The following is a 15,346-nucleotide window of genomic DNA, read 5'->3' as shown; positions in this document are numbered from 1 at the left end:
TGCGTGGGGCTGATCATTCACTACGCATCTATCGTAGTGCGGTGCGGTCGTTGCAAAAGGCTCGCGCCCGGCTGGTCCAGGACCCGAAGCCGCTCGCTACCAGACTTCCGATGACGCCGCAGACGTAGCGTTGTTGTCCGATCTTGTTGCTGGGCCCTGCGTTGTAGCGCGCGACCGCCATCGTCCAATTGCCTTCCCGCGCCCGCAGCTCCTTGAGAAACCGCGCCGCGTAGTCGACGTTCTTCGCCGGATCGAACATCGCCTCGACGCTGGCGAACTTGTCGGCGTGGTAGCGGTGATTGATCTGCATGCAGCCGAGATCGACCAGCTTGGCGCCGTTCCGCTTCGCCTCGGTGAATCGACTGACGGCGCCTCGAAGATCGGCGGCCAGCACGGTCTTGCCGTCGACGTTGAGCGCATAGGGATTGAGCACGCCCTTGCGCCCGGTCTCGCTGAGGCCGACCGAATACAACACGCCGAGCGGAACGCCGTGCCGTCCGGCCGCCAACGCCATCTGGCGTTCGCACGGCCCGCCGGCGCAGGCGTGGTTTGCCACGCTACAGATAAACAGCGCCGCCAGCCCTGTCGCGGACGACCTCGTTATCCTGCGGGCGGTCCGCCGGCTCGGTGAATTGCTCATGCTGCTGCCTGTTGTGACGCGGGCCCGACTGGGCATCGTTGGATTGCCGCCCGGACTCCGCGAAATTGATCGGCGATCCGCCGGGCGACTGCTGCGGTTGACGCTGGTCCGGCTGCGGCTGCTGCTGGCCGGAGCCGGCATTGCTATCGGCCGCGCGACTGTGATCGATCGCCGCGATGTCGAACTTGTAGCCGGCGGACTGCATGATGTCCGTCAACGTGCCGCGCTCGTGCTGCAGCATCCGCGCGGTGTCGGCGCGCTCCGCGGTGAGCCGGATCTCGACCGCGTCGCCGGCGAGACGCATCTTGACCGTCACCGCGCCGAGGTCCGGCGGCTCCAACTGCAGCGTCAGAATCTTGACCGGACCGTCGCTCGCCTTGTGCAGGCCCGACGGCGCGGCATCGGCCGCGGTGCCGACGATGGGCGCGGAGGCCGCCGGCAACTCGGCGCTCATGCGATCGACGATCTTCTGCAACTGCGTGAGCTGTTGGACCGGCGCGAAGTGGGTCTCCTGGTCGCGCACCGCCACCTTGACCGGCAGGGGGCGGGCCTCCGCCGTGTCGATGGAGAGCGCGACGCGCGGGGCCGAGAGGTCATTCGACGGCGCGGTCTCGGCGGTGGCGGCGGCATCGACCAACGTCAAGCTGGCGTCGCGCGGCTCGGCACGAAGCTGCGGAAGCGACAGCGGTGGCGCGGCGTCATCGCCGGCCGCGGAGGATGGCGCAGGTTGATCGAACTTGGCGATCATCGCGCTCAGCGCCGCGTCGGGGCTGCGTCCTTCCAACGACGCAATTACTTCGGACGCAGCGTGCCGTGCCGCTCGCTCGGCGGATTTTCCGGCGCGGTTTTTCGGCCGGCTCGACACCTCGGCGTCGTCGTCGGTGGGCTCCGCGCCGCGGACCGCCATCTCGAGGTCCGGGATGGCGACCTCGGTGCTGTCGCGCGGGGTTTCGGCTTTGGCGCCCGGCTTCGCCGCCTGCGCGATCACCCGCAGCTGCTCGCGAAAATGCTCGGGCTTGTCGGCCCGATCTTTCGCGGCCGTCGCATGGGCGGCACCGACGCGCGCCGTGGTTTTCGCGACGGCAAGTTGACGAAGCGCCGTCATCAGCAGATCGGCCTTGTTCATCGATTTCGCTCCTTGAGTTGCGCACCCGACTCGTCGAGCAGCTGCTGAGCGCGATTGATGGCGCCGAGCGACGCGCTGAAGTCGATCCGCGGCCGCATCGCCGTCGGCACGCCGTCGTCGACGTCGACCTTGGCCGAGACCGTCGGCAACGCCTTTCGCACGGTGCGCCCGAGCTTGAGCGCTGCCGCCAGCAGCTCGGCGTCCTGCTCGGGCAGCCGCCCGGCGTCGATCTGCTGCAGATCCTCGAGCGCCTGCGCATGGCCGCTGGTGACCAGGCGCGCGGCGGCGCGGTACAACTCCGCCCGTCCGCGCGCGGGGCTGTCCTCGTCCTCGGTCAGCGCCAGGACGCGCTCGGCCGCGAGCACCGTCATCTCGGTCTTGCCGCGAACCAGCGCGGTGCGGGCGATCAGCAGGTAGAGTGCGCGCTGGCTGGCGCCGTCGAGATGGTCCAGCACGCCGACGAGCCGCGGAAACCGCGCGGTCTGTTGCGCGAAACTGAAGCGCGCCACCGACAGCGCAAAGCGCTGGCGGAAATTCCCCGCATAGATCGAGTGACGATAACGCCGGAAGTATCGGGTCGCCAGAAACTCGAATTTGTCGAAGTCGTCGGCCTGCCCGACCAGAAAGATCTCGCGGCGCAGCGCCGCCTCCTCGACCAGGGTGCCGGGCATCAATAGCCGCACCTCGTCGAGCCGGTCGATCGATGCCTTGACGTCGCTCTTGGCCAGCAGCGCCGACTGCACCAGCGCGATCTCGGCACCGAGCGCCGCCGGCAGGCTGCGCGCCCGCACCCCGCCGAGCCGCTCCCTGGCCTCGTCGGGACGGCCTTCGATATAGGCCATCGCGCCGTCGAGGATCGCCGCGTCGAGGCTCAGCAGGTCGCGTGAGCGCAGCGCGTGGACCACCTGCGGGTCACCGCCGCTCAGCAGGAACGTGACCGCGGCCCGCGCATTGCGCGAGTCCTTCCACAGATTGGGATCAGCCTGCTGAAACTGCTCGCCGAGCTGTTTCAGCAATCCGCGTTGCGCGTTGTGGGCGTCGAGATTGCCGCGCGCGATGTCGTCCTGCAAGGACTGCAGCGAGCGCACCAGCTGATAGGGCTCGCGCGCCGCGGCTTCGCCCTCCTCGGCGCGCGCCGCGCCCAGCACAGCGAGCAAAGCCAGCGCCATGATGCTGAGATAGATCATGGCGTCGGCGCGCGGATCAGCAGCTCGATCCGGCGGTTCGGCGCCGCCGACGGATCGTTCGGGTCTTTCGGACGGCGATCAGCGTAGCCCTCGATCCGCTCGATCCGCCCGGCGTCGAGGCCGCCGCGGATCAACATGTAATAGGCCATGTGCGCGCGGGCCGTGGACAGCCGCCAATTGTCGTATTCTGCCGAGCGATAGGCGCGGTTGTCGGTGTGGCCGCGCACGATCATCTGGCCGCGATTCTGCGCGATCAGCGGCGTGATCTTGTCGAGCGCACGAACCAGACCGGGCGATGGCGCCGCCGACCCGGTGGCGAACATGCCGTAATTCACGTCGTCGGTCAGGCTGATCAGCAGGCCCTCGGTGGTCTCGCGGACCTCGGTGACCGGGCGCGCCGCGCCCAGCGTCGCCAGCGCGGCGGTGATCGTCGCCTGCAACTTGCCCGCGGCATTCGCCGCCGGCGTGGTGTCGCCACGCGCCCCGGCCGGACGATTGCCGGGCGCGCCGGTCTTCGTTGCGTCGTCGGCGAACAACCCGACCGGCCTCGGCCGATCCTGCTGCGGTTCGGACGAAGCCGGCGCGGCTTTCGGCGGTTCGGCATCCTGAGGCGCCGCCGTGGCGTCCGGGGTGCCTTGCGACGGGCGACGACCCTGGCCTTCGCTCAGCGCCGCGGCGGCCTCGTCGAACGGCAGGTTGCCGGCTTCCTTGCGGCCCAACGCCTTGTCGTCGAGCGGCGAGGTCTGCGCCATCGGCCAGCTGATCGGATCGAACGGATCGCGATAGGCCTCGCCGCCTTTCATTCCATCTTTGCGCGTCGCCTCCGGCGCGCTTCCGGCCTGGGCTGCGCGCGGCGGGCCGCCGGCGATTTCCGACAGCACCGCATAGGGATCGCGGAACAGCGCGGCTTCGTCGGGGTGCGATTGCTCCGGCTGCTGACGCGGCGCCGGCTGCGCGGCGTTGTCCGGCTCGGGGTGCGGCCGCTCGTTGTCGCCCTCGTCCGCTTTGCCGGGATCGACCCGGCGCGGATCATGGATGCCTTTGCGATCGGGCGTCGAGTCGGTCAGCTTGATCGGGTTGAAGTAGGCGGCGACGCTCTCGCGCGTCTCCGGGTTGGTGGCGTTGATCAGCCACATCACCAGGAAGAACGCCATCATCGCCGTCATGAAGTCGGCATAGGCGATCTTCCAGACGCCATTCTTCTCTTCGACGTCGAGCGAGTTGCGGCGCCGAATGATGATCAGTTCGGGTCGGTCTTGCTCGGCCATCTCAGGCGAGAACCGCGAACTTCAGCCGGTCGGCCCAGACCTTCACCTGGGTTTCCAGCACCACCTGGTCGGCGATGATCGACACCTCCGGCAGCGCTCCGGCCACCAGTTCCACGGACATCGCGCGGGCGCCGAGTTTGCTGCGCACCAGCTCGATCAATTCCGGCGGCGCGGTGATGCGCAGCGCCGGACGCAGGTTGTCCGACGTCACCGACGACAGCTTCTCGACGAAGCTGGCGACCGCCTGCTTCTGCACCACGCCGACAATCAGCGGCTCCAGGATGCGCGCGGTGACGCCGGCGATCTTGACTTCGAAACGCCGACCGAGCTCCAGGATTTCGTCGGTGATCTTGCCGGCCACCTCATCCAGCAACGCGTTGCGCTGGTCATCCAGCTGCGCGCCGAATTTGCTCCTCTCTGCATCGAGCTTCTGTTCGTACTCGGCGATCGCCGCGGCGTAGCCGTCGGCCACCCCACGCTGATAGGCATCGTCGACCGGCGGCGGCGCCGGCCTGGGCGGCGTTTTCGGCGCTGAATGCAGCGCGTGGTCGAACGGAACCACCCGGCTGCGCCCCCTGGCAGGCTCCGGCTGATCGAAGTTGGCCAACAGGCGTGCCACCATGTCCGCGCTCATGCGGGTTCCTCCTGCCGGATCCATTGTTTGAGAATCGCCGCGGCCTGCTTCTCATCGAGCTGGACGATCTGCTCCAGGCGTTTCTGCGGCGCATGCTGCGCGCGTCGCGAAACGTCCTGCACCAGATTAGGCATCGCCTCGCGGGCGATCTGCGCCGCCACGGCGGCGTCGGCGCCGAGCAGAGCGGCGGCCTCGGCCGCCAGCAACGGCGCCCCCTCGCTCGACTTGGAACTGGCCAGCACCACGTTGATCGCCGGCCGCAAGCCGAACCAGATCAGCATCCCCGCCACGGCGAGGATGGTGATGGCGCTGACGAAATTGCCGGACTGCCGCATCAGCACCTCGGTGAAGGTGATGCCGGGGACCGGCGCCAGATCGCGCGCGCCTTCGATGAATTCCACCGCGGAGACTTGGATCTGATCGCCGCGCGGGCGGTCGAGCCCCGCGGCGGTGGCGGCAAGTTGCGAGATCTCCGCCACCTTGGCCTCCATCGCGGATTCGCTGACCTTGTCGCCGAGACTGGCGATCAGCCGCGGCCGGTTGACCAGCACCGCCAGGAACATCTTGTTCACCACATAACCGTCGCTCACCGTCGTCGTGGTCTTCGACGAGACTTCGTAGTTGGTGACGTCCTCGCGGCGCTGCTTCTCGTCGTTGGAATTCTTGCCGCCGCCGGCGTTGAGCTGCTGGTCGGGCAGATTCTGCTGCACCGTGGTCGGCGTCTGCCGATCGAGACTTTGCGACGTTTCGCGCTCCCGCACCGCGCGGACCGACCGCTGCACCCGCGACTCCGGATCGTAAACCGTCTCGTTGGTCTGCCGCTTGTCGGTCGAGAGCTGGGTGGCGACGCTGACTTCGAAATTGTCCAGCCCGAGATAAGGCGTCAACGCCTTGCTGACGTTGTCCTGAATCAGCCGGCTGACCACGCGCTGCAGGTTGGCCATGGTGGTCGGCGTGGTGCCGGTGCCGTCGTCGTCGGCGCCGAGCAGCGAGCCGTCGCTATCCAGCACCGTCACCTTGTCGGGGGTCATGCCGGGGACCGCCGCCGCCACCAGATGGCGAACCGAGCGCGCGGTCTTCGCGTCGGCGGGGCCATCCGTGCGCAGCACCACCGACGCGGTCGGCGGCGCCTGCTCGCGACGGAACGAGCCGCGCGCCGGCATCACGATGTGAACCCGTGCGGCCTTGACTCCCTTGATCACCTGGATGGTGCGGGCGATCTCGCCCTCCAGCGCGCGGACCCGCGTCACCTCTTGCATGAACGACGTCAGGCCGAGCGAACCGATCTTGTCGAACAGTTCGTACCCGCCGCTGGTGCTGCTCGGCAGCCCCTTGTCGGCGAGCAGCGTCCGCGCCTGCGCGGCCTGTCCGGGGCGCACCAGAATCGTGTCGCCGGTGGCGTTGACGTCGAAGGGGACGTTGGCGTCGCGCAGCACCGCGCTGACGCGGGTGATGTCCTCGCGGCTTAGTCCCGAGTAGAGCACGTTGAATTCCGGCCGACTGAGATAATAGGCGCCGCCGCCGACCCCGAAGAACACCGCGAGGCCGACCATCGCCAGCACCGTGAGCCGCCGCGGCCCGAGCTCGAGCAGATTGCTCCAGAGCTTTTGCGCGTATTCGCGATTGACCATAAAACCCTCTGCTTTGCCTTCGACGCCATTGTCGATTGCGAAGCTTGTCCGAGGGTTACGTAGTTAACATCAAAGAAACGGCCGCGACCATTTCGGTCGCGGCCGCCCTTGTTATCAGACGATTCCGGCTGTTACTTGAACAGCGACAGAATGCTCTGGCTGCCGGAGTTGGCGATCGACAGCGCCTGAATGCCGAGCTGCTGCTGGGTTTGCAGCGCCTGCAGCCGGGTCGATTCGGCGTTCATGTCGGCGTCGACGAGCTGACCGACGCCGCGATCGATGGCGTCGCGCAGCGACTTGATGAAGTTCGAGTTGGAGTCGATGCGGGTCTTGGTGGCGCCGAGGTCGGCCGAGGCCTGGGTCACGGAGCCCAGCGCCTGATCGACGATGCCGATGAGACCGTCGAGCTTGGTGAGGTCGGCCGCCGAGTCCGTCAGCAAATGGATGTCGATCGTCGAGACCGCGTCGGTGGCGGTGCCGACCGTGACCGTCTTGTCCATGATGCCGGCCGGCGTACCGCCGTTCGGGTCATAGAGCTTCAGCTTGTCGATGTTCACGTCGATGGTCTTGATCGCGACAGTGCCGCCGACGCGCGTGAACGACGACACCACAGACTTGGTGGCGTTGTAGCCGGTGACGCTGGAATCGACCGAGAGCCAGTTCTCACCGTTGAACACCGCCAGACCGGCGGTGTTCTTCAGGTCGTCCTGGATCGCCGTGATTTCCGACTGCACCTTCACACGATCCACGCCCGGTTCGCGGGCGGCAACGAGCTTGGCCTTCAGCGCGGTGAGACCGCTCTTGCTGTCGCCGACCACGGAGGTCAGCGCGGTGTACATGGTATCAACCGTCGCGGCACCGAGACCCAACGCGTCGGAAACCGCCGAAAGGGCTTCGTTGTCGGAGCGCATCGTGGTCGCGATCGACCAATAAGCGGAGTTGTCGGAGGCGGTTGCCACGCGATAACCGGTGGAGATGCGGTTCTGGGTGGTCGCAAGGCTGGAGCTGACGTTGCGCAGAGTCTGCAGCGCGGTCATCGCAGAGGTATTCGTCAAGAGGCTCGACATCGTATGTCCCTTTGGTTTGATGATGTGTTTTGGGGGGACATACCGGACTTTCACCGGTACGGCGGAGCGGCATCATGCCTATGGGAACGTCGAATCCAAGATTCGCCCAACCCGCCGTGCGAATAAATTACCAGACAAACCTTACTCAAAGCTGAACGGTGTCGCGGCAACAGAGCTACGTTGCGACGCGCGCTACGACTCGCAACGATCAGCGCATCACTTCGAAATTCGCTGAGACAGGTGACGGGCGCGCGCCGCGCGCTCTACAGATAGGATCGCACCAGGCCGACGGCGAGCAGATTCCACCCGTCGATCAGCACGAAGAACAACACCTTGAACGGCAGCGCGAACACCGTCGGCGGCATCATCATCATGCCCATCGACATCGTCAGCGTGGCGACCACCATGTCGATCACCAGAAACGGCATGACGATCAGAAATCCGATCTCGAAGGCCCTGCGCAACTCCGACACCATGAAGGCCGGAATGATCACGCGCAGATCCACCTTCTCGCCCTCCGGCCGGATACGCAGGCTCTCGGCCGCGAGACTTTCGAACGTCTGCAGGTCCTTGTCGCGGACATGCGCCAGCATGAACTCGCGAAACGGCTCGGTGACGCGCGAATAGGCCTCCTTCTCGGTGATCTCGTTCTGCATCAAAGGCTGCAGACCGTCCCGCCAGGCCCGATCGAAGGTCGGCGCCATCACATAGAAGGTCAGAAACAGCGCCAGGCTGATCATCACGATGTTGGCCGGCGTGGTCTGCAATCCCAGGCCGGTGCGCAGAAACGACAGCGCCACGACAAATCGGGTGAAGCTCGTCACCATGATCAGCAGCCCCGGCGCCAGCGACAGCACGGTGAGCAGCGCGACCATCTGGATGATACGTCCGCTGGCGCTGCCTCCGCCCGGCGGAATCAGCGTCGACAGATCCGGCATCTGCGCCAACGCCGCGCTCGGAAGCAAGGCGGCGGCCAGAACGCCAAGCGGCACAGCCGAGGCGCGGTTCATTGGACCACCAAGGTTTCGATGATCAATTCGCGCACCTTGCCGCTCGAGCGAATGGCGGCTCGTTCGTTGAGATCCTCACGCAGATATTGCAAACCGCGCGCGCCCTCGATTTGCGTCGGCGAGATCGTTCGCAGATACGACACGACGTCTTCGCCGACCCGTGCGATCAGCACATTCGCCTGTTCGTCATCGACCTGATCGGTGATCACCGAGGCTTCGACGCGGATCCAGGCGCCCGGCGGCGACGCCATATTGGTCACCACCGGCGCCATTTTGCGAAGCCGCGCGCTCGGGCTGAAAGCCGACGCTGCCGGCGGCGGCTCGACCTTCTGCTGGGTGTCTGCGGTGTGCTGCACCGCGGATAACACATGGAGGCTCGACAGCACGCCCGCCGCCGCGGAAACCGCCGTGAGCACCAGAAACACCACCAGCCATTGCATGCGTTACGTCTTTCTCGTGCGCCGCTCGCCGTTCTGGCGCCGGCCGTGGTCTAGAACGGCACCACCTGATCGTAGACCTGGTGACCCCACGCCGGCTGCTGCACCTCCATCAGGCGCCCGCGGCCGCCATAGGAAATTCGCGCCTCCGCCACTTTCTCGTAGGCGATGGTGTTGTTGCGGGTGATGTCGAGCGGCCGGACGATGCCGCCGACGTGCAGGACGCGCATCTCGTAGTTCACCCGCACTTCCTGCGAGCCCGCGATCAGCAGATTGCCGTTCGGCAGCACGTCGACCACCGCCGCGGCAACCGAGAACTTGACCTCTTCGGTGCGATCGATCTTGCCCGTGCCTTTGGTCGAGGTTTGCGAATCGACATTGGCTTCCAGCTTACCCTTGCTCGACCAGGGCAGAAACTCGGCGAGATAATTGGTTTTGAATTTGGTTTCGGAATCCCGCGACCGATCGGTCTTGTTGTCGAGCGTCGCCTTGTCGTTCATCGAGATGGTGACGGTCAGCAGGTCGCCGACCCGCGACGCCCGCGGATCGCGATAGAGGTCCCTGCGCTCGTTCCATAGCGAGTAGCGATTTTGCGCGTAGCGGCTGCGCGGCTCGACCGGAATCGCGCGGGCGTCGGCATACAAGCCCTGGCCGATCGGCGACATCGCCGGCGCTTGGCCGAGTTCGGCCAGATTGTTGGCGCAGCCCGCCAAGGCCAGGCACGCCGTCACCGCAACGGGCAATCGCATCAGCGTCATTTCTTGGTCTTCCCATCGTCGGCGCGACGCATGCCGGCCAACGTATCGGCGAGACGGGCGCCACGCCCCGGCTCCATTTCGTTGAGGATCGCGCTGGCGTTGCGGACCCGAAGTTTGGCGAGCACCGCCGCGGCGGTGTCGTCGGCCATGCTGGCGATCTGCAGCGCGGCGGCTTCCGGCTCCATGCGCGAATAGATTTCGACCACGCTGTCTTCCGCCTTCTTCAGAAAGTCTTCGCGCAGCTTCAGCCACTGTTCGTATTCGGCGCGCTTGGCTTCGAGTTCGGCGATGCGCTGGCGCAGTTTTTCCTCGGCCGCCTGCAATTCCTTCTGCTGCCAGGCGACGCGGGCATCCAGCGCCGCATCGGCGATGTTGCTGCAGAATTTTGCGGCGTCGGACTCTTGCGGCGGAGCCGGCGGGGCTTCGCCGGCGGCGGGTGCCGCCGCCGCGGTCTTGACGACGCCGGCGCTGGTCTGCACTGGCGCGGCTGCGCGATCTGGCGCCGTATCGGGCTTGGCAGCCACGCGGGAACGCGCGGCCGACGGCGGCTTGGCCGACGATGATTTGGCGGCCGACGCTTTGGCCGACGCTTTGGCGAATTCGCTGAGGTTCAGCGGCTTCGACAACTTGGGCTCGGATTGCGCCAAGGCCGGCGCTTGAGCGCAGAGCGCGAAGCATCCCAAGCCCAGTGCAATTCCGCGCCATCTCGCAAAGCTCGCCATCGTTCTCTCGTCCATCAACACTGCGAGCGTTGCACGCTCAATCTTGCGCGACGCTGACTGCGCCATCTCATTGGATGACGAGGTCGGCTTGCAGCGCGCCGGCGGCCTTGATCGCCTGCAGGATCGCGATGATCCCCGACGGTTTCAGACCGATCTGGTTGAGGCCGCGCACCAATCGCTGCAGATCGGTACCGCGCAGGATCGCGATCTTGGCGCCCGGCTCGTTGGCGTCGATGAAGGTCTGCGGCACCACCACGGTCTCGCCGCGCGGCGAGAACGGCGAGGGTTGCGACACGATCGGCGCTTCGGTGATACGTACCGTCAGGTTGCCGTGGGTGACGGCGACCGTCGAGATCTGCACGTTGCGGCCGATCACCACCGTGCCGTTGCGCTCGTCGATCACCACCCGCGCCGGGGTGTCCGGCTCCACCAGCAGTTCCTCGATCTCGGCGATGAAGCGGACCGGCGACACCGATCGCGGCCGCGACAGGATGATGGTGCGATAATCGCGCTCGGAGGCGACCCCGGCTTGGTAACGCCCGCGACTGTGCTGGTTGATGGTGTCGAGCACCCGGGTCGCGGTGACGAAATCCGGATTCTTCAATTCGAGTAGCAGCGTTTCCATGTCGCTGAAGCGGCCCCGCACTTCGCGCTCGATCAGCGCGCCGTTGGGAATCCGGCCGCCGGTGGCGACGCCCTGGCTGAGCGACTGCGCCGCGCCCTCCACCGCATATCCGCCGACCGCGATGGCGCCCTGCGCGACCGCATAGACCTCGCCGTCGGCGCCGCGCAACTGCGTCATCACCAGCGTGCCGCCGAGCAGCGACGACGAGTCGCCGAGCGAGGAGATCGCAACGTCGATGCGCGAGCCGCCGGCGATGAACGGCGGCAGGTCCGCGGTGACCACCACCGCCGCGACGTTGCGCGTGCGCAGCGAAGTGCCGCGGATGTTGATGCCCATGTTGTCCAGCATCGACTGCAGCGACTGCTCGGTGAACGGCGAATTGCGCAGCGTGTCGCCGGTGCCCTTGAGGCCGATCACCAAGCCGTAACCGAGGATCTGATTCTCGCGCACGCCTTTCAGGTTGGCGATATCCTTGATCCGAACCGCGGCGTCGGCGGCGGTGATCGACAGCGCGATGATCACGCCCCATAGCAGCCGAGCTATCATCCGTTTTGAATCCGCACTGACCCGTCCGGCTGCACGATCCCTCGGATGGTCACGCCGGTATCGAGATTTCGAAGTTGGATCATCGACCCGGGGCTGCCGGCCTGCAGCGAAGAGCCGTAGGTCACGATCGACAGCGACCCGTCCTCGACGACGACCTTGACGACACTGCCGCGCGACACGAGCTTCTGCTCCTCGAGGGCGTTGATCGGGATCAACTGCCCGGGCAGCAACGTGCGCCGCGCGATCCGGCCGACCACCGCCGGCCGGTCGCCGACGAAGGCGGCAACGCCCGGCAGGTTCGGCGCGAAGCTGCGATCGATAATCATCTCGTCTTTGATCAAGTCGCCCGGGTAGATCACCGTGGCGGGAACCGGAAAGCGCGCCGGCTCCTCCGCGAGCGCGCTCGCGGAGATCACGGTGGCGACGAACGCCGCCGACCAGACCCGTCGAACGAGGGTGGATATGGCGCGCATCAAGGCCATCTTTCCGCTGCCCAACTTACCGAAGCCCCTTGGATACGGTCTGCGCCATCTCGTCGGCGGCCGTGATCACCTTGGAGTTCATCTCGTAGGAGCGCTGCGCCGAGATCAGCTCGGTGATTTCCTTCACCGGGTCGACGTTCGAGCTCTCCAGGTAGTGGTGATAGATCTTGCCGAATCCCGGATCACCCGGCACCCCGACCACCGGAACGCCAGACGACAGCGTCTCCTTGTAGAGATTGCTGCCGAGCGGATCGAGGCCGGCTTCGTTGGCGAAATTGGCGAGCGTCAACCGGCCCAATTCGCGCGGCGTGATCTCGCCGTCCAATTTCGCGAACACCTGTCCGGATTCGTTGACGGTGACTTCCACCGTGCCCTGGGGAATCAGGATCGCGGGATCGACATTGTAGCCGTCCGCCGTCACCAGTTGTCCATCGGCGTTGGTGTTGAACGCCCCCGCACGGGTGTAAAGCGTCTCGCCATTGGGCCCCACGACTTGAAACCATCCGCGGCCGTTGACCGCCAGATCGTAAGGATTGCCGGTCTGGGTCAACGCGCCCTGCAGATGCAGCTTGCGCACCGCGGCGGAACGCACGCCGAGCCCGAGCTTGGCGCCTTCCGGCACCGCGCCCTCGCCGACCCGGTTCGGCACGCCCTGCATCCGATCGATCTGATAGAACAGATCGGTGAATTCGGCTCGCGCGCGCTTGTAGGACGTCGTGTTGATGTTGGCGATGTTGTTGGCGATGACCTCGACGTTGAGCTGCTGTGCGCTCATTCCGGTCGCCGCGATGGCAAGGGCTCTCATATCGAATTCCTCATATCGCCATTCGGCTGACTTCTTGATAGGCCTGCACGACCTTGTCGCGGACCGCGACGGCCATCTGCAAGGTTCGCTCGGCCGACATCATCGCTTCGACCACGCGCTGCGCCGAGACCTTGCCTTGCATCCCGGAGATCGACGCGGCCTCGCCGGCCTTCAGCGTTCCGATCGCATCGGCCGCGACCTGCTCCATCACCCCATCGAAGCCGATGGTCGGGGCACCGGCTTGCGGCAGAGCCGAGGCGGATCGCGCAACATCGGTCGTCTTGGAGAGCCCCCCGGGGCTGCTTACAATCGACGAAATCGTTTCGAGCATCACGCCCCCCTCAGCAGATCGATCGTCATCGAGACCATCGACCGCGTTTGTTTGATCACCTGCAGATTGGCCTCATAGGTGCGGTTGGTTTCCCGCATGTCGGCCATTTCGATCAGCATGTTGACGTTCGGCAGCTTGACGTAGCCGCTCTGGTCGGCCGCCGGATGGCCGGGCTGGTAGTCCAACCGGAACGGCGCGCGATCGACGCCGATGTCCTTGACCTTGACCACCGGGACGCCGGCCGCGCGATCCATCTCCGCGGTGAACGTCGTGGTCTTGCGCTGATAGGGCTCGGCTCCCGGCGAACGCCCGGTGGAGTTCGCGTTCGCCAGATTCTCCGACACCACGCGCAGCCTTGTCGACTGCGCCTCGAGCCCGGAACTGGCGATCTGGACGGACGCTTGCAACGGATCGATCATCGAGGTCTCCCGCTAGCCCTTGGTGCTGCTCATGAACATCCGCTGAAACGACTTCACGATCGCGGTGTTCAACGAATAGTCCCGGTTCACGTCGCCGGCCTTGAGCATCTCCTGCTCCAGGCTGACCGAATTGCCGGAGTGCACGATGTCCCAGCTGTCCTTCTCGCGGGTCTCGCCGGGATTCGCCGCGGTCCCGCTGGCGATGTGCATCGGCGAGGTGACCGCCACCGGGATCAGCTTGCCGTCGAGCAACTTGCTGAAGGACTCGATGTCCTTGGCTTGATAACCCGGCGTGTTGGCGTTGGCGACGTTCGAAGAGATCGTTGCCTGCCGCAGCGACAACCACTGCGCTTGCGATGATGCGACGTCGAAAAGATAGATCGGACCCACGGCAGCCTCGGCATGATCATTTTTGTAAACATGGTATACAAATTCAAACTTGTCCCAGGCTGATGCAGGTCGCGATTAGCAGCTCGACTCCAGTTTGAAATTGCAGCGGGATCTTTTCGCGCGGAATGTCGACGTGCAACCGATGCCGAACGCAGATGGCAGTGGCATTCAAGCTTAGTCGGCCTGGCGTTCAGGCGCCGGGCTTGGCACGACGCGAATGCAGGAAGTAGATGATCTCGGCGACCGGACGGAAGAACTCGGCGGGGATCACCCGATCGATCTCGGCGGCGTCATACATCGATCGCGCCAGCATCCTGTCTTCGACCACCGGCACGTTGTTCCGCTCGGCAATCTCCCGGATTTTCAACGCAATCAGATCCTGCCCCTTCGCCAGCACGGTGGGCGCCGCATCCTCGCCGTGCTGATACTTCAGCGCGATGGCGTAATGCGTGGGATTGGCGATCACCAACGTCGCCCGCGGCACCGCCGCGAGCATTCGCTTGCGCGCGCGGTCGCGGGCGATCGACCGCAGGCGCGATTTGACGATGGGATCGCCCTCGGCCTGACGGAATTCGTCCTTCAGCTCCTGCTTGGTCATGCGTAGGTCGCGACGCCAGTGGAAACGGGCCCACAGCAGATCCAGCGCGACCAGCACGATGGTCGCGATGCTGATCGCCGAAACCAGCCGCATCGCCGCCGCCAGAATCAGTTCCGGCACGGCGGTCGGATCGCTGAACAGTGCATTCACGGCCGTAGCCTCCTCAGCCCGCAAGACGATGGTCACGACAAGGCTAATGGCGATAAACTTGAACACGGACTTCGCGAACTCGACCCGGCCCTGGCCGCCGAAAATTCGTCCCCAGCCCTTGGCGATCGAAATCCGCGAGGCATCCGGGGCAATTCGCTCGAAGACGATCAGCGGCACATTTTGCAGAACCGAGGCCAGCACGCCCGCCACGGCGAGCACGATGACGATCGGCAACACCAGCCCCGCCGCGCTCGCGCCGACGGCGACCAGGAATTCGGTGGCATCCGCGGCGGTGCGAATACGTATGCCGGATGGATCGTCGATCATCCGGGCCAGCGTCGCCGTGAGATTGCGGACGTTGTCGACGGCGAGAAAACTCAGAATGAGCAGCAGCGCGATCATCGACGAGAAGATCGAGGCCTCGCGCGAAACCGGGATCTTGCCCTTCTCGACGGAGTCGCGGATCTTCTTTTCCGTCGGCTCTTCGGTCTTGCTCTCCTTGTCGGGACCCTCGGACACG

19 protein-coding genes are annotated in these 15,346 nt (G+C 65.7%); 1 reads left to right on the top strand and 18 read right to left on the bottom strand.

Annotated features, from left to right (window positions below; genetic code table 11):
• Positions 1-28 precede the first annotated feature (28 nt).
• Positions 29-514 (bottom strand): transglycosylase SLT domain-containing protein, encoded by a 486-nt coding sequence (locus tag RPC_RS05585; RefSeq protein ID WP_415914803.1) that lies wholly within the window; start codon positions 512-514, stop codon positions 29-31.
• 43 nt (positions 515-557) lie between these two features.
• On the bottom strand, positions 558-1,388 hold the full coding sequence (locus tag RPC_RS05580; RefSeq protein WP_415914802.1) for a flagellar hook-length control protein FliK: 831 nt from the start codon (positions 1,386-1,388) through the stop codon (positions 558-560).
• On the opposite strand from RPC_RS05580, the gene RPC_RS26725 reads away from it, so the two are divergent.
• Positions 1,368-1,814 (top strand): hypothetical protein, encoded by a 447-nt coding sequence (locus tag RPC_RS26725; protein ID WP_415914801.1) that lies wholly within the window; start codon positions 1,368-1,370, stop codon positions 1,812-1,814. The genes RPC_RS05580 and RPC_RS26725 overlap by 21 nt on opposite strands.
• Here the strand turns inward: RPC_RS26725 and RPC_RS05575 are convergent.
• The 16 genes from RPC_RS05575 to flhB form a co-directional block, all read right to left on the bottom strand.
• Positions 1,763-2,953, bottom strand: a complete 1,191-nt coding sequence (locus RPC_RS05575) for a chemotaxis protein (protein ID WP_011471577.1) — start codon at positions 2,951-2,953, stop codon at positions 1,763-1,765. The genes RPC_RS26725 and RPC_RS05575 overlap by 52 nt on opposite strands.
• Entirely contained in the window at positions 2,950-4,221 is a 1,272-nt protein-coding gene (locus RPC_RS05570) for a MotB family protein (protein WP_011471576.1), read from the bottom strand. The genes RPC_RS05575 and RPC_RS05570 overlap by 4 nt, the downstream gene beginning before the upstream one ends.
• A gap of 1 nt (position 4,222) precedes the next feature.
• Positions 4,223-4,855, bottom strand: coding sequence for a hypothetical protein (locus RPC_RS05565; protein ID WP_011471575.1), 633 nt, complete (start codon positions 4,853-4,855; stop codon positions 4,223-4,225).
• Positions 4,852-6,486 (bottom strand): flagellar basal-body MS-ring/collar protein FliF, encoded by a 1,635-nt coding sequence (fliF, locus tag RPC_RS05560; RefSeq protein ID WP_011471574.1) that lies wholly within the window; start codon positions 6,484-6,486, stop codon positions 4,852-4,854. The genes RPC_RS05565 and fliF overlap by 4 nt, the downstream gene beginning before the upstream one ends.
• A 131-nt stretch (positions 6,487-6,617) precedes the next feature.
• Positions 6,618-7,553: a flagellin gene (locus tag RPC_RS05555; protein ID WP_011471573.1), complete on the bottom strand. Its 936-nt coding sequence runs from the start codon at positions 7,551-7,553 to the stop codon at positions 6,618-6,620.
• Positions 7,554-7,816: 263 nt separating this feature from the next.
• Positions 7,817-8,563, bottom strand: coding sequence for a flagellar type III secretion system pore protein FliP (gene fliP, locus RPC_RS05550; RefSeq protein WP_011471572.1), 747 nt, complete (start codon positions 8,561-8,563; stop codon positions 7,817-7,819).
• The gene (locus RPC_RS05545; RefSeq protein ID WP_011471571.1) at positions 8,560-9,003 is read right to left on the bottom strand and encodes a flagellar basal body-associated FliL family protein; all 444 of its coding nucleotides are present in this window, start codon (positions 9,001-9,003) and stop codon (positions 8,560-8,562) included. Before RPC_RS05545 ends, fliP begins: the two co-directional genes overlap by 4 nt.
• A 50-nt stretch (positions 9,004-9,053) precedes the next feature.
• Entirely contained in the window at positions 9,054-9,749 is a 696-nt protein-coding gene (gene flgH / locus RPC_RS05540; RefSeq protein WP_041802491.1) for a flagellar basal body L-ring protein FlgH, read from the bottom strand.
• A 5-nt stretch (positions 9,750-9,754) separates the two neighbouring features.
• Positions 9,755-10,480 (bottom strand): MotE family protein, encoded by a 726-nt coding sequence (locus RPC_RS05535; RefSeq protein WP_011471569.1) that lies wholly within the window; start codon positions 10,478-10,480, stop codon positions 9,755-9,757.
• Between the two features lie 67 nt (positions 10,481-10,547).
• Positions 10,548-11,651, bottom strand: coding sequence for a flagellar basal body P-ring protein FlgI (gene flgI, locus RPC_RS05530; RefSeq protein ID WP_011471568.1), 1,104 nt, complete (start codon positions 11,649-11,651; stop codon positions 10,548-10,550).
• Positions 11,648-12,133, bottom strand: a complete 486-nt coding sequence (gene flgA / locus RPC_RS05525) for a flagellar basal body P-ring formation chaperone FlgA (protein WP_011471567.1) — start codon at positions 12,131-12,133, stop codon at positions 11,648-11,650. Before flgA ends, flgI begins: the two co-directional genes overlap by 4 nt.
• A 16-nt stretch (positions 12,134-12,149) precedes the next feature.
• Positions 12,150-12,938, bottom strand: coding sequence for a flagellar basal-body rod protein FlgG (gene flgG / locus RPC_RS05520; protein ID WP_011471566.1), 789 nt, complete (start codon positions 12,936-12,938; stop codon positions 12,150-12,152).
• A gap of 10 nt (positions 12,939-12,948) precedes the next feature.
• Positions 12,949-13,269, bottom strand: coding sequence for a flagellar hook-basal body complex protein FliE (locus tag RPC_RS05515; RefSeq protein ID WP_011471565.1), 321 nt, complete (start codon positions 13,267-13,269; stop codon positions 12,949-12,951).
• The gene (gene flgC, locus RPC_RS05510; protein ID WP_011471564.1) at positions 13,269-13,688 is read right to left on the bottom strand and encodes a flagellar basal body rod protein FlgC; all 420 of its coding nucleotides are present in this window, start codon (positions 13,686-13,688) and stop codon (positions 13,269-13,271) included. Before flgC ends, RPC_RS05515 begins: the two co-directional genes overlap by 1 nt.
• 12 nt (positions 13,689-13,700) lie before the next feature.
• On the bottom strand, positions 13,701-14,078 hold the full coding sequence (flgB, locus tag RPC_RS05505) for a flagellar basal body rod protein FlgB (RefSeq protein WP_011471563.1): 378 nt from the start codon (positions 14,076-14,078) through the stop codon (positions 13,701-13,703).
• 190 nt (positions 14,079-14,268) lie between these two features.
• The gene (flhB, locus tag RPC_RS05500; RefSeq protein WP_011471562.1) at positions 14,269-15,345 is read right to left on the bottom strand and encodes a flagellar biosynthesis protein FlhB; all 1,077 of its coding nucleotides are present in this window, start codon (positions 15,343-15,345) and stop codon (positions 14,269-14,271) included.
• Between the last annotated feature and the right edge of the window lies 1 nt (position 15,346).

The sequence above is a fragment of the Rhodopseudomonas palustris BisB18 genome, from assembly GCF_000013745.1.
GTDB lineage: Bacteria > Pseudomonadota > Alphaproteobacteria > Rhizobiales > Xanthobacteraceae > Rhodopseudomonas_A > Rhodopseudomonas_A palustris_F.
The sequence above is the reverse complement of the archived record's forward strand: the minus strand, read 5'-3'. Positions and strand labels throughout refer to the sequence as shown.

Bases quoted from the DNA above. Each gene is read 5' to 3' on its own strand.
- RPC_RS05515 (WP_011471565.1), bottom strand. From the start codon at position 13,269: ATGCTCGAAACGATTTCGTCGATTGTAAGCAGCCCCGGGGGGCTCTCC.
- fliF (WP_011471574.1), bottom strand. From the start codon at position 6,486: ATGGTCAATCGCGAATACGCGCAAAAGCTCTGGAGCAATCTGCTCGAG.
- flgA (WP_011471567.1), bottom strand. From the start codon at position 12,133: ATGGCCTTGATGCGCGCCATATCCACCCTCGTTCGACGGGTCTGGTCG.
- flgH (WP_041802491.1), bottom strand. From the start codon at position 9,749: ATGCGATTGCCCGTTGCGGTGACGGCGTGCCTGGCCTTGGCGGGCTGC.
- RPC_RS05565 (WP_011471575.1), bottom strand. From the start codon at position 4,855: ATGAGCGCGGACATGGTGGCACGCCTGTTGGCCAACTTCGATCAGCCG.
- RPC_RS05545 (WP_011471571.1), bottom strand. From the start codon at position 9,003: ATGCAATGGCTGGTGGTGTTTCTGGTGCTCACGGCGGTTTCCGCGGCG.
- RPC_RS05580 (WP_415914802.1), bottom strand. From the start codon at position 1,388: ATGATCGCCAAGTTCGATCAACCTGCGCCATCCTCCGCGGCCGGCGAT.
- RPC_RS05575 (WP_011471577.1), bottom strand. From the start codon at position 2,953: ATGATCTATCTCAGCATCATGGCGCTGGCTTTGCTCGCTGTGCTGGGC.
- RPC_RS05535 (WP_011471569.1), bottom strand. From the start codon at position 10,480: ATGGCGAGCTTTGCGAGATGGCGCGGAATTGCACTGGGCTTGGGATGC.
- flgC (WP_011471564.1), bottom strand. From the start codon at position 13,688: ATGATCGATCCGTTGCAAGCGTCCGTCCAGATCGCCAGTTCCGGGCTC.
- RPC_RS05570 (WP_011471576.1), bottom strand. From the start codon at position 4,221: ATGGCCGAGCAAGACCGACCCGAACTGATCATCATTCGGCGCCGCAAC.
- RPC_RS05585 (WP_415914803.1), bottom strand. From the start codon at position 514: ATGGCGTTGGCGGCCGGACGGCACGGCGTTCCGCTCGGCGTGTTGTAT.
- flgG (WP_011471566.1), bottom strand. From the start codon at position 12,938: ATGAGAGCCCTTGCCATCGCGGCGACCGGAATGAGCGCACAGCAGCTC.
- RPC_RS05555 (WP_011471573.1), bottom strand. From the start codon at position 7,553: ATGTCGAGCCTCTTGACGAATACCTCTGCGATGACCGCGCTGCAGACT.
- flgI (WP_011471568.1), bottom strand. From the start codon at position 11,651: ATGATAGCTCGGCTGCTATGGGGCGTGATCATCGCGCTGTCGATCACC.
- fliP (WP_011471572.1), bottom strand. From the start codon at position 8,563: ATGAACCGCGCCTCGGCTGTGCCGCTTGGCGTTCTGGCCGCCGCCTTG.